Below are 13,212 nucleotides of genomic sequence, written 5' to 3' on the forward strand. Positions count from 1 at the left end.
AAAAACAGTTTATAAAATGATACGTATCAGAATGAATATTCATATGTTAATATACCGGATAAAAGGAGGTATTTGTAACAGTGACTCAAAATGAAAAAGAAACTTTATTATTAAATAGCGACATGAATTTTAAATCAATGCTTGCAATAATCGAATCTGTACCCAGAAGCAAAAGGAGTAGTTCTGTTGAAACTGAGGAGAGAGATAAGAATTTTCGGGATGTATTGATGCATCTATATGAATGGCATGCCATGCTTGAGAGGTGGTATAGAGAAGGTATGGACGGTGATATTCCTTTTATGCCGGCAGCTGGTTATAAATGGAGTGCGATTAAAATACTTAATATGAAAATATGCGAAAAATATCAAGATGTAACATTGAATCAAGCTATAAAAAAATTGAAATTAAGCCATGAAAGAGTGATGGAATTAATTAAATTACATACAAATGAAGAAATCATGACAAAGAAATACTATAAATGGACCAAAACAAGTAATTTATACAGCTATTTTGCAGCAAACACTTCAAATCATTACATTTGGGCTATACAAAAATGCGAAGCTATCGCAAAGTCCATATAAAGTTCAACCACAAATATGTTGATGAATAATACAGAGAATATAAGGAGAAGGAGCATTTTTATTGGAAAAAACAATTTTTTGATATTAACACATATGGATTACCCAAAAAAGACTTAAATAGTATCAGGAGCGCTACGCTTCAAGCTAATTCAACTAAAGGAAAATAATAGCGTTATAAAACAAAGAAAGCAGCTGATCAAACGATCGGCTTCTTTGTTCAATAAACAGGGAGGATAGTCGACATTTTATCCGAAAAATCAGTCAGATTTAATGAACTTAAACGATTAATACCAGGGATTTCACAACGGATGTTGACTTTACAACTCAGGGAACTCGAGGCGGATGGAATTGTGAAGAGGATAGTAGATGACACTGTGCCACCCAAAGTAGAATACTCCCTCACTGAACAAGGAAATAAATTGTCGAGTATCATCGATTCTATAAGAGTATGGGGAAAGGAGTTTCTATACTGAAGTTGTTTTTTTATGGAACGATGTCCTTGAGATTCGCAATGTTAATGATGAAAACTTTCGAGTTACTACAGAAAAAATGATTGAGGACGGGAATTACAAAACATTTGTTGCATTATTTGAAAATGATGTGGTTGGTTTTGTAACGATAGTTCAGGCATTATCTGTAGGGGTAACGATTGGTTATTTACATATACAAGCTCTGGCCGTAAAAAAGGAATTTCAGCATCATGGCGTAGGCACAAAACTATTAAGACATACTGAAAATTATGCTAAAGAACTCGGAATATCTAGTATTATTTTGTGCAGCGGATTCAAGCGAACCGACGCTCATGCTTTCTATGAGCATAATGGGTATGACAAAGATTCATACTGCTTTGATAAGATTATTAATCTTGACTAATAAGTATAAGTAATAATTAAATCAAACTAATCAATATTCCCTTTACTTGAGAGGGATCAAGACGTATAATCCGAGTTCAGACATCAGAGCAAGAAGAGGGGAAATTAGGTTATGAATAGTGGGTTGGTCAACGCTATTATTGCGTATATCATGTGGGGGGTTCTCCCGCTCTATTGGAAGTTGTTTAGCGAAGTGCCGGCAGGCGAGATTCTGTCGCATCGGGTTGTGTGGTCGTTCGTTTTCATGGGTATTCTGGTCGCCGCCCAGCGACGCTGGGGTGATATAAAGAAGATTGCGACTAGCCGTTCACTTTTGCTGTCGCTCGCTGCGAGCGGACTGCTAATCGCTTCCAATTGGCTCATCTTCATCTGGGCGGTCAACAACGGCCATGTCGTCGAGACAAGTCTCGGCTATTATTTGAATCCGTTGCTGAACGTCTTGTTAGCGGTTGTCTTCCTTCGGGAGAAGCCAAATCGCGGTCAATGGCTCGCGATTGCCATTGCTGGCGTAGCGGTGCTTATCATCGCGATTGACTATGGACGGTTTCCGTGGGTCGCAATCTCGCTGGCTGCATCATTTGGCTTATACGGCCTGGCGAAGAAGAAGATCAAGCAGGACGCTTCTATAGGCTTATTCTCGGAGACGGCTGTAGTCCTGCCTGTCGCGCTCGGCTACTGGATCTATTTGGCAGTTGCGGGGAAAACGACGGCATGGACGCTGCCTGCGCCGACCTTCATCGAACTGCTTCTTTCCGGTGTAGTCACGGCGCTGCCGCTGCTCTTTTTTGCGCGAGCAGCCGCCCGGATGTCGCTGTCAACGCTCGGCTTCGTTCAATACATCGGGCCGACGATCATGCTGTTACTGAGCATATTCGTATTCAAGGAATCGGTCTCGCCGGTTCTGCTCGTTGGCTTTGCGCTCATCTGGACAGCGCTCGTCGTATACGCTACGGCATCGATTCGCGGCACGAAACTCGCGAAGGCGAGCTGATGGCAAAGTACCCCGGTATTATCAAAATGGCTCTTTCCGTCCGATATGGCGGAAAGAGCCGTTTTTGGTGTTTCTGACGTACCTGAGCACACTACATTGACTGTGACTAACCCTATATTGAATTCACATTATACAAGGGTAAGCTACCGAGGGACATAGCTCCATAAAACAGGGGCAGTCTGGACTTCATTTTTTTCGTCTAAGGCTTACAGCTGTTTTTCATTGTTGGGGATGATCTGACTGGGAACCCTCGTTTCGACCAAACGAGGGTTTGTATATGCTCATTTTGCTTTATAGCAATGGTATATCTATTCGTAATCATAGGCTGTACAATCATTATTTTATGGTTGAATACAATGTATCCTTTTATTGTTTTATGTATATCATATAGATATACAACTGTAGGGAGGTGAGGTATAATTGGAGCATCAATCAAACGAAAGGCGTGGGATTGCCATGACTACAGCCACACTTAGCAAATGGGGAAATAGCAGTGCAATTCGCATTCCTAACCAATTGCTTAAACGTCTTAATCTGGAAGAAGGCTCGGAAATTGAGATTTTGGTGACAGAAGATAATGAATTGTTGTTGCGTCCAAAAACCAAGCCTGTAGAGTCCAATGAGGAACTACGTAACCATCTAAAGACTTTGCTCTCTAAAGTGAAACAGGATACAAGACATGAAGAAATAGACTTTGGCACTGAAGGGAACGAGTTACTTTGATTATTCCCAAGCGAGGCGATCTGATATGGCTTGACTTTGATCCTCAAGCGGGTCATGAGCAAGCCGGGAGACGACCGGCTATTGTTCTATCAGAACTTGAATTCAATGAAATAACGGGTTTTGCCGTTGTATGTCCCATAACGAGCCAAGCCAAGGATTATCCTTTTGAAGTTACACTACCAGAAGACCTGCCATTTTCAGGTGTTGTTTTGACGGATCAGTTGAAGAGTCTTGATGTGCGGCAACGACGTATCCAAATTGCGGGGCATGCCGAATCAAGCTCTGAATTTATGAAATCAGTTCTACGCAATGTCCGTTCTATATTGGCATAATTGAAAATTAGTAGCTGATCATATTCCTAAATCCACGTCTAACTAAAAGACGTGGATTTTTTCTTTCATACCTAAATAGATTCGTCCATTCTTGACGCTTCGAACAAGAGCTTCCAAAAGGCACTGATAAGTTGGAAAGAAAGATTTTTAATCCTCTGAAAATGTTTCCATTTATAGTATGATAAGACTATCGCCAGCTTCTTCAAACATGGCCTGTATTATCTCTGCGGCTATCGGGCAAAGGCCATATCGAATGACCACGAAGACCATCCTATAGATAAAGATAAGGAGATCCAAATATGACTATAACTTCGATTATCGAACAAATCCGCATTATCGAATACGATCCCTCCTACGCTGCCGCACTTGCTGATATGTGGAACCGCAGCAATGAAAGTTGGGGAGGTGGCACCAACCAGAGAACGGAGGATACCGTTCGCCGGGAGATGGAGACTTCGTCCAATCTTCATGTATTTCTGGCCGTTCATGAGAAAGAGGTTGTTGGCTTCTGCAGTTTTGCCCACTACCGCTATGACGAGAATGCCCTGTATGTGCCGCTTTTGAATGTTCGTCCCGATTATCATGGCTATAAGGTCGGACGTAATCTGATCCTGAATGCCGTTCGCAAGACCGTGGAAGCGGGATGGCCTCGCCTGGATCTGTTCACTTGGGCAGGTAACACCAAGGCTGTACCGATGTACAAGAAATGCGGATTCTTCTGGGAGAAAAAAGATGATAATGTGCATCTGATGAACTTCATCCCGACCATCTTGCAGACGGAAGCGCTTGCTCCTTATTTGGAGGAGCTGGATTGGTACGCAGACAGCACCCGCGAACTCCTCATCGAGCCGGATGGCCGACGGGAGCGTGGTTTCGATTTCTTTGATTATTCCTGGCAAAAGGGAGATATCTCCTTGCGAGCCGAATTCGAGAAATCGGGTCGCGGGCTGACAGCTCTCGAAACACCGGATTACGAGATTTCCACAGAGATCGACGATCATGATCTCGTATTTGGTTCCGCATACAAGGTTCGCTACCGGATCACGAACCGTTCAGCATCCGAGCTGAAGTTCGAGATCAAGGGTCAGGACAACAAAAATATTCGTTTTGCGCTGGACGCTGCAAGAGCGGTTGCTCCGGGAGAAACGGTAATCGTGGAGGGCGAATTCCATCTTGATCCTGTTCAAGAGGAGCAAAGTCAGAATAAGACCCATCCCGTTGTCACAAGCACATGGCTGATCGGTGGCAGAAAAGCCGAGTTTCGTATGGGGGTTGCCCCGAAATTCCCGGCCAAGATCAACACGGTGTTGCCCGTAAGAGAGCTCTATACAGGCACTCCTGCTGAGTTATACCTGAATGTGGAGAATAATTTTGATGCCGAAGCAGAGTTCACTTTTGACCTGCCAGAAGAAGAATTCCTGGAGTGGGCAGAACGTTCGGTGCGCTTCACGGTTCCTGCAAAAGGGAAAGCCTCTGTACCGGTAGCCTTTACCTTGCGTTCGTATGGTCTCTATTCGCGAGAAGTAGAGGTAACGGCTGTTCCGACGGATAGACAAGCGGTATCTTTTACAACCAAGCTGTCTGTTCTAATGAAGGGAACACAAGGACGTTATGGTGGGGAAAACGGGGAACAGTGGGTGGCCGTGAACGGTGCATTCTCCCTCCATATGAGCAAGCAAGAGAACAACATGTGGATTGAATACCCTGGCTCGGTTCACACGTTCTGGTGGACCTATCCGAAGCTGGGTAAGCCATTTGCAGAAGAGTTTTCCAAGAAACAAGCCAAGGAAGTCAACATCTATCCGGAGGGAGAAAACCAGGTTCTCGAAGCACTGTATGAATCGGAAGACTTCCCTGGTATAGAGATCAAGACCGTCGTCAAGCTGTTTGCCAACGGAATTGCGGAATTCCACCATGAAATTGGGAATAAGCGCAGTGCGGAACTGGAAGAGAATATGTTCTTGATGACGAACTTTGGTTTCTTCGGCAATCGGCTTATTCTCCCTTACCAAGGCCGTTATGTAGATATGGGCGATGCGTACTCTGGCGATCCGAGCCACTGGGACAGCGCCCAAATTACAGAGAACTGGTTGTTCTGTAAGGAAGAGTACGGTGCTTGCGGTATCTATTGGGACCCTTCCCTGAAGCTGCTTCGTCCGGAACACACGCTGGGGTTACAGCATGAGCTAGGCCGTATTCCAGCAGGAGCCGTTGTGCAAACGAAGGCGACCGTATTTGCTCTGAATACCTTTGCCAAATGGCAGGATTTCCGATCTTTCGCCCAAAAACGGCATAGCCCGGTTGTACCGAAGCTGGACAACCATCTTGAGCTGGCATTGGGTGGTGGCAATCCGTTCGCCCAGGATGTGCTGACAGCAGAACTGATTGAACGGAAAATGGTTCCGCTCGCTGGAAACCTGGAACTGTACGTGCAGAATGGTGGCACACCAGAGCACGTAGCTGCTGATATGGAATTAAATCGAGAGCAGGACCTGCGCTCCGCTAAATTGGAATTCTCCCCTGAGGAAAAGGATTCGACAGAAGAACGTGAATTTGGCTGGAAGGTTCGGGCCGTATATCGAGGAGAGGATCGGATTCATGAACGTACCGCCCTCTGGTATCCTCAGACAGGAACAGCCGTTGATTGCGTGATTGAAGAAGGTCCAGCAGGCCCTGTGTACACGGTGAGCAACGGAGTTCTTTCGATGGCAGCTGCCCCCGGCTTCGGAAGTGTCGTGCATTCCTTGAAGTACCAGGGTCAAGAATGGCTGGACAGCACGTATCCGGAAGCAGCCCCGCGTTCCTGGTGGAATCCGTGGTACGGCGGACTTGGTGTAGGTATCCCAGGTATGAACGGTTTCAGCCGTCAGTTGGAACAAAGAAGCGCGGTATGGACGGAGCGAAAGGATGAATTCGGTAACGTCTGGAAAGGAATTCAGCTCACGACCCGTATCGAGAAGCATGAAGCGAATCGGGGAATCACCTTACAGCAGCATTACCTTATGCTGCCCGGCGTTCCTGTTCTTTGTGAGCTGCACTCGGTTACGAACGAAAGTGGATTGGCGCTGGATTACTCGCTAGCCGAGGAACATTTCTTCAAACCCTCGCCTGTCTTTGCTGATGGTTGGCTGGAACACCCCGAGCAAGGGCGGTACCCTCTCGGAAAGGTAGACGGATATTTTCAGGCCAAGGGTTTCTTGCGAATGGGTGCAGTTTCGCGTAAAGACATGCTGCATGCAGTGAATCGTTACCCTAATCAGAACGCTGGGGGGTTTGTGAACAATGTGGTGCTTGGTCACAATGTGTATCAAAATCTGCCACTGCTGAACGGGGAAACAGTCTGGACAGAGCCGACCTATCTAATCTTGGGGCAAATGCCTCTGAATCCAGAGGATGTACGCGGCCTTCTGCAGCTAGACTTTGCAACTTCAAAAGGTAAAAAGGAGGCTTAACATGTCGATTATTGATATTCACATTCATCTGTCGGATATCGACAGCTTTCATCGAACGGCAATAGATTTATCGAAAGTGGATTACTCTGCCGCTGGCCTCAAGGCGGAGTTTGATAAGAACGACGTGATTCTTGGCATTGGTATGGGGGTTACGGAGCAGACGAAGGGAGCATTCCCGGATTCCAGTTCTCCCAACCCGATGGGACTTGATTTGGAAGAAAAGGTTCCTTCATTCCTCATGGAATGCGTCGGCATTAATCCAAACCACCTTGGCGGTGAACACGCTCAGGACGAACTGGACCGGATTGAAGCACGATTACAAGCTCCTGAGGTAGCCGGAATTAAACTATATGCAGGGTACTATCATCACTACGTGTATGACAAAATCTACACACCAGTCTATGAACTCGCAGCCAAGTATAACGTGCCGGTGGTCATTCATACAGGGGATACGTATTCGATGAATGGATTGCTCAAGTATGCACATCCGCTGACCGTGGACGAATTAGCCTTTCAACAGCGCGGTGTGAATTTTATGATCTGTCATTTGGGTGATCCTTGGGTGATGGATGCCGCTGAAGTCGTAGCGAAGAATCCTAACGTTTACGCAGATTTGTCAGGCCTTGTTGTTGGTGATCGGCCCCATTTTGAACGATTTATGAACGAGCCCTTGTTCATGGATCATTTCCGCCGGGCGCTGGTGTATTCGGATCATTACGAGAAAATGCTGTTCGGAACCGACTGGCCGCTTGCGCCGATCGATCTGTATGCAGAATTCGTCCGCCGACTTGTGCCGGAACAGCATCATGAGAAGGTATTCTACGAGAATGCTTTTGGTTTATTTCCGCGCATTAAACAGCGAATTGCAAATCTGGGTTAAGCATCAGTTCATTATTATCTGTGAAAAATGTATGCCATGTAGGTCATGGAAACATAGATGTTCAATGTTAATGCTGAATCCCTATCCTGTAAGCTCCTGTCACTTCTGGTGGCAGGAGCTTTTTTGTCCAGCAAAACAGTGAATTCATCTTATGCTTAACCTGGAATGAGGAGGGGATCAGGAAAACAAAGGTTGAGTTACCATCTTCATATACTTTTTTAAGTCATCTTTTGCATATGAGTGTTGTTCCCATACCCCAAGGTTCCAACTCATATAGCGGATGCCGAGGTATCGGGATGCCAGGGAGAAATAGTTTTCGAATTTATATTGTGGAATATCGTATCCGTGGGAACTTAGGGCCTCCCGATAGATGTCTACTTGTCTCATATGGCTACAGCGTAGAGGAATATCGAAGAACAAGGAACCGTACCTTGCTTCCTCCCAATCAATAAAATAGACATCCTCATTGTTATGTACCAGTACGTTTCCTGGATTCAGATCATTATGGATCATCGTATGCATATGTTCATCTCTGATTAGAACTTCAAGATCATCTAAGATGCTACTGGCTACAGCTTCAATTTCCGATATGATCGGTAATCCAAATTCCTCGATGAACGCTGGGCTTTCTATGGCGGCGTTCCACGAAGGTCTCCAACGGTTTTCCATCATGTCGATGATATGATTCAGATCCACAGTGGGTATCCAGGGCATTTCTTTTTTTAACCCCATATTCGTTCCATGTATGTAAGCCAGCGCTCGTAATTCTTTATTGTGAAGCAGATCCATATCCAGATGGCTATAATCGGTTTGGTAATCCACATCCTGAATGCAGATCAAGCTGCGATCTTCAGTAGGAGGTTCGTTTGATCGGCTAAAGGGCACATTGGCGCCCTGTGAAAATAATCTGGACAATGTAGAGCGTTCAATGAACGTAGCCTTCTTCGTAATGAGAGAAATGTCCTTTTGTACTCCATTTACTAGGAATTCGATATGATGTCGAAGCAATTCCACGGCCTGGAGTCCCAATTGGATAGGGTTACTTTCCATGTTTAGGATGTGAGCATCCGAGGATACATACTGATTAATGGTCTGTTCTATTAATTGTTGTACTGTGATAGATTCCTTACTCATCTGTTATCTCCTTCACGCCTATTAGTTGATTAGTTTACCGAGCTTCGCTGCAATTACAATTGGAACATTCACTTTATTGGTGAATCTATTCAACGAGGGGGGGCTTGTATTTTTCAGGAACGCCCCACGTCCCTATTTTACTAGTGTTTTCTGGTAAAAACCTAATTACAGAATGGTTATGGCTTCGATAGAAGCATAAAATTATTAATGAATCCCTCTTTTTGAAGAAATATAGCTTCGACTTCTTGCGTTTTCAAATCATAGTAATAGATTCCTCGTTCATGTTTGACGTTTGCATCTACATATTGCCCAAGGAAATAAAAACCTCGCCCATCTTTGGACAAGTACAATTCACTGCTGGCCTTGATAGGAAGGGGAATATTCGTTCTTTCCCCTGTTCTGATATTCACCATACTGTATTCAATGGGATATTTATTGATATGTTTTGCCGTGGCAATCATGATCTGATCTGCACGCGCGGACAGAGTTAAGATTTGTTCCTCATCCAGTTCAATGACCTTACGCGTCTGCATGGAAATAGGATCTATTTCAATGATGGTATGGTTTGGAGGAACCATCGGTGTTTGGGCCTTATTGGACTGCTCCATATGAATATATTGCTCTTCTTCGGAATATTGGATGGCATAGGTTTTATTCGTATCTGGGTTATAAGATATGTCCCATGTAGTTGTATCCGAATCATCATCGTTCAAGATGTTCATTTCTTGCGTTTTCTGATCAAAGAAAATGACTTTGACGGGACGTTCCCCCTTTTTAACAGCAGCCATAACCAAAGTATGATCGACGGTATTCGGAATCATTGAATTAATTGCAAATAAGCCTGAGCTTAATTGTTGAGTGGTTTGTGCCTGAATATCATAGGAAAACAACTCGTTACCCTTATCTTTTCCTGCTCCTGAATAATAGATGATGTCATCTGCTAAGGAAGATACAGTTAAGGGATATTGAGAGTTATAAGGCAAATCAGCCATTTTATCTAGAGCCTTCGTTTGGATGTCGTATGTGTATACTCGCATGATCATACCCTCTTTGGGATCTGTTCCATTAACATATTCCGTGTTCGTTATTGAAAGATATTCATGGGCTTCTTTTCCTGAACTACATCCCGTAATGAAGAGAAGCAGAGTAATGAAGACTGGAATACATTTTTGAATCGGAAAACGTTCCTTCATAACTCATCATCCTTTTCACATGTTCACGATAAAGCTACGATAAGATGCTCTTTTTTTAAAATTTCACTTTGCCTAAATTGGGAGAGAATCAATATATAAACATAACATATACACCTTACCATTTACATGAATAATATTTTTTTGAAATCGCTTTCCTTGCTGATGGAATATTTGATATCTACCGATATAAAGTTAACCCAAACAATATTGGACATAATCAAGGATGAAATGGAAGGTGGATTCATTTGGTATTCGCGAAGGCGAGAGAACGCATGATCAACATGTCGTTCAGAGTCAAATTGCCGCTAATGATCAGTTTACTGGTAACCCTCGTATTGGCGGTAACTGCGGTATTATCTTACACTGTAGCAGCAGTGATTACCCTCGACAAAAGCAAGGATGAGATTAAAGCAACTTCTGACCGGATTGGTGCGGGCTTGTTCACCTCATTGACGTTAGAAGAACAGTCCACATTCCTAATTACAAAACATCGCACATTCCAGGACCTGCTGGAGATTCGAAATAGCGAAGGACAGAATGATGATGTTTTTTTCTCGGAAAATAGTGAACTCGCGGATAAAGCCAATGGGATATTGGCAGACAGCCTCGCAGGGATGGAAGGCAACAGCGTTCTAATTCTCTTGGACCGGAACGGCGTTGTTGTTGCAGCGAATAATCCCGAAGTGGTCGGTGGAGAACGCGCCGGCCGTGCGTATTTTCAACAGGCAATGCAAGGACAGAATGTCATCAGTGAGGGTATAGTCTCTGAATCTTTGGGGACGCTGGGAACCGTCTTTGCAATGCCAATCTACAATGATAACAATGAAGTGGAAGGCGTGCTCGCGTCTACTGCCTCGACTTCATTTTTCGTTGACCAGCTTCAGAACATCAACATTAATGAAGAGGGGAAAGTCATTATTCTGGACCGCGTAGGTACAGTGATGTTCAATTCGGCGGATGAGAAGATGGCGGGGCAGAAGCTTGAGTCTAATGAATATCAGTCCCTGATTGATCTGCCCTCTAACAAGCAGTTGCAGCAAGGCGATGTTAGCACAGAGGACAAAGTCGTCTTTTATTCCAAAATTCCAAGATCGGATTGGACCATCATTGTTGAAGATAAACTAAGTGATGTGCAGAAGCCGTTAGGGGCAATGGCGAAACAGATGTATATCGTCCTGTTCAGCGCGATAGCGGTGTCTGTCATTGCAGGAATACTGATCTCTTTGCTAGTTACCAAACCCATTACAAGACTGACAGCATTGTTCAGACAACTTGCAGACGGGGATTTGACGGTGCAGGCTAAGGGCAAATATAGCGGAGAATTCAAACAACTGGTGGACAGCTTTAATACGATGGCGGCGGGCAACCAACAACTGATTTCCAGCATGAACCATTCCATCAGTGTGCTGAAAACAAGTACAACCGAACTGGATCATTCCACCCAGCAGACCTCGACTTCTATTGCCGAAACCACGACAACGGCGTTTGAAATTTCACGAGCCATGGAGTCGCAGGCCAATGATACGGAAGCGATCGTGGATAAGTTCATGAATGTGGGCAATAAAATTGAGAACGTCAATGAGATGTCACAGTCGGTGAAGGTCAAGGCAGATGAAATCACGGATGCATTCAGGAGCAACCATGAGGTCATTGATGCGTTGATTGCGGTAAACGGACAGAATGAGACCGAAGTAGCCAACATTTCCAAAATCACAGTACAGCTCGCTGAAAGTTCCTCCGGCATTCACCAAATTACAGGTACGATAACCGAGATTGCGAATCAGACGAAACTGCTTGCACTCAATGCCTCCATTGAAGCCGCTAGGGCGGGTGAGCATGGACGTGGCTTCGCCGTCGTTGCATCGGAGATCCGCAAACTGGCGGAGCAGACTACAGCCCAATCGGAGGATATCAAGCGGATTGTGATGCAGACGATTGATCATGTCGAGCAGAATAACCGGAGTGTACAAGCCATTGAGGCGATTGCTGAACAGCATAAGAGCAGTGTAGGCCAGACCAAGGAAACGTTCAATTTTGTTACCCAAAATATGAATGAAATGATGGACCAGGTTCAGGCCATTGCCTCCGAGATTGAATCCATTGAACGCGATAAGGATGACGTCATTGGAGCTGCGCAGAACTTGTCTGCTTCGGGTGAAGAAGTGTCCGCATCCGTGGAGGAAGTAACCGCGACGATGGAGGAACAGTCAGGCATGACCGAGCATCTGGCAGAGATGGTACAGACCATCGATGGGTTGACCAAACAGCTTGCTGAAGCATCCTCCCGGTTCAAAACAAAGTAAATAAGCGCATGATGTCATTTGACATGAAGGCATAATAAAAGCGTAACGATTTTGGTTCAGTTTGAACCAGAATACAACTCAACCTCCAAGCCTGTTTAGTTAAGGGCGAGGAGGTTTTATTTTTTTTATAAAATAGAGACCCAATGACATCAATTAGGAAAAATTATTATGGGAAAAGTGAGGTTAACAACGAAACATTTACTGTTATATCTACGTCTAAATAGGAAAGTATTGTAAATTTAGAGCGAAAAGGTGGGAACTTGATGCAAACACGAAGAAAAGTATTCATTGGCTTCATCGCTTGTCTCTTATTCATTCCTTCAGTAGCTTCAGCTCAAGAAGATCAACTGAGGGCACCCGTGGTCAAAGCGGTGAAAGTGAAAAAAAACTGCCCTTCAAATAAGGTGAAAAGTGAGAAACAAAAAGAAGATGGAGATAGAACCGTGAAAGACATAGTGATCCTTGAACCACTTCAAACGCTCATAGACGAATATAAACTGAATAAAACAGAAGAAAAGATTGAAGTGAGTATTATGCTTAGATATGATCTGAACATCTCCAAACAAAAATTTTTGAAAACGAAGTTCTCTGCGTTCAAGGACGCTGTCACTGACAGGGAGGGATTCGGAGGATACAGTTTTTTTGCCAAGTTGACGATCACCGAAATAGAGGAAGTGAGTAAATGGGATGCGATCTCTACCATTTCACTCCCATCAGACACGGTGTCCATCTATTAATTAGGTTGAGAAGC

General features: G+C 44.4%; 11 protein-coding genes and 1 pseudogene. 10 read left to right on the forward strand and 2 right to left on the reverse strand.

All coding sequences use genetic code 11. From position 1 onward, the window contains the following. Positions 1 to 80 precede the first annotated feature (80 nt). From HW560_RS13520 to HW560_RS13555, 8 genes and pseudogenes are all read left to right on the forward strand, one after another. Positions 81 to 581 carry a ClbS/DfsB family four-helix bundle protein gene (locus HW560_RS13520; protein WP_179263455.1) on the forward strand — a complete coding sequence of 167 codons (501 nt, stop codon included), beginning with the start codon at positions 81 to 83 and terminating at the stop codon, positions 579 to 581. A 227-nt stretch (positions 582 to 808) separates the two neighbouring features. Continuing rightward, positions 809 to 1,054: pseudogene (locus HW560_RS13525) on the forward strand (winged helix-turn-helix transcriptional regulator); the annotation flags it as partial. Between the two features lie 31 nt (positions 1,055 to 1,085). Beyond that, the gene (locus HW560_RS13530; protein WP_179265805.1) at positions 1,086 to 1,454 is read left to right on the forward strand and encodes a GNAT family N-acetyltransferase; all 369 of its coding nucleotides are present in this window, start codon (positions 1,086 to 1,088) and stop codon (positions 1,452 to 1,454) included. Positions 1,455 to 1,565: 111 nt separating this feature from the next. Continuing rightward, complete coding sequence (rarD, locus tag HW560_RS13535) at positions 1,566 to 2,444, forward strand: EamA family transporter RarD (RefSeq protein ID WP_090903805.1); 879 nt, start codon at positions 1,566 to 1,568, stop codon at positions 2,442 to 2,444. Between the two features lie 420 nt (positions 2,445 to 2,864). Beyond that, complete coding sequence (locus HW560_RS13540; RefSeq protein WP_017687001.1) at positions 2,865 to 3,167, forward strand: AbrB/MazE/SpoVT family DNA-binding domain-containing protein; 303 nt, start codon at positions 2,865 to 2,867, stop codon at positions 3,165 to 3,167. Next, entirely contained in the window at positions 3,164 to 3,499 is a 336-nt protein-coding gene (locus HW560_RS13545; RefSeq protein ID WP_179263457.1) for a type II toxin-antitoxin system PemK/MazF family toxin, read from the forward strand. The genes HW560_RS13540 and HW560_RS13545 overlap by 4 nt, the downstream gene beginning before the upstream one ends. A 299-nt stretch (positions 3,500 to 3,798) precedes the next feature. Next, positions 3,799 to 6,951, forward strand: coding sequence for a GNAT family N-acetyltransferase (locus HW560_RS13550; RefSeq protein WP_179263459.1), 3,153 nt, complete (start codon positions 3,799 to 3,801; stop codon positions 6,949 to 6,951). Position 6,952: 1 nt separating this feature from the next. Then, positions 6,953 to 7,831, forward strand: coding sequence for an amidohydrolase family protein (locus tag HW560_RS13555; RefSeq protein WP_090903802.1), 879 nt, complete (start codon positions 6,953 to 6,955; stop codon positions 7,829 to 7,831). 177 nt (positions 7,832 to 8,008) lie between these two features. On the opposite strand, the gene HW560_RS13560 is transcribed toward HW560_RS13555, so the two are convergent. Together HW560_RS13560 and HW560_RS33815 are read right to left on the reverse strand one after the other, a co-directional pair. Continuing rightward, positions 8,009 to 8,965 (reverse strand): phosphotransferase family protein, encoded by a 957-nt coding sequence (locus HW560_RS13560; RefSeq protein ID WP_179263462.1) that lies wholly within the window; start codon positions 8,963 to 8,965, stop codon positions 8,009 to 8,011. Positions 8,966 to 9,141: 176 nt separating this feature from the next. Beyond that, the gene (locus HW560_RS33815; protein ID WP_257031892.1) at positions 9,142 to 10,158 is read right to left on the reverse strand and encodes a hypothetical protein; all 1,017 of its coding nucleotides are present in this window, start codon (positions 10,156 to 10,158) and stop codon (positions 9,142 to 9,144) included. 245 nt (positions 10,159 to 10,403) lie between these two features. Between HW560_RS33815 and HW560_RS13570 the strand changes: the two genes are divergently transcribed. Both HW560_RS13570 and HW560_RS13575 read left to right on the forward strand, forming a co-directional pair. Beyond that, a complete protein-coding gene (locus tag HW560_RS13570) occupies positions 10,404 to 12,461 on the forward strand; it encodes a methyl-accepting chemotaxis protein (protein ID WP_179263464.1) in 2,058 nt (685 codons plus the stop codon). Positions 12,462 to 12,724: 263 nt separating this feature from the next. Beyond that, the gene (locus tag HW560_RS13575) at positions 12,725 to 13,198 is read left to right on the forward strand and encodes a hypothetical protein (RefSeq protein ID WP_090903799.1); all 474 of its coding nucleotides are present in this window, start codon (positions 12,725 to 12,727) and stop codon (positions 13,196 to 13,198) included. The last annotated feature ends 14 nt before the right edge of the window (positions 13,199 to 13,212 follow it).

The organism is Paenibacillus sp. E222, assembly GCF_013401555.1.
GTDB lineage: Bacteria > Bacillota > Bacilli > Paenibacillales > Paenibacillaceae > Paenibacillus.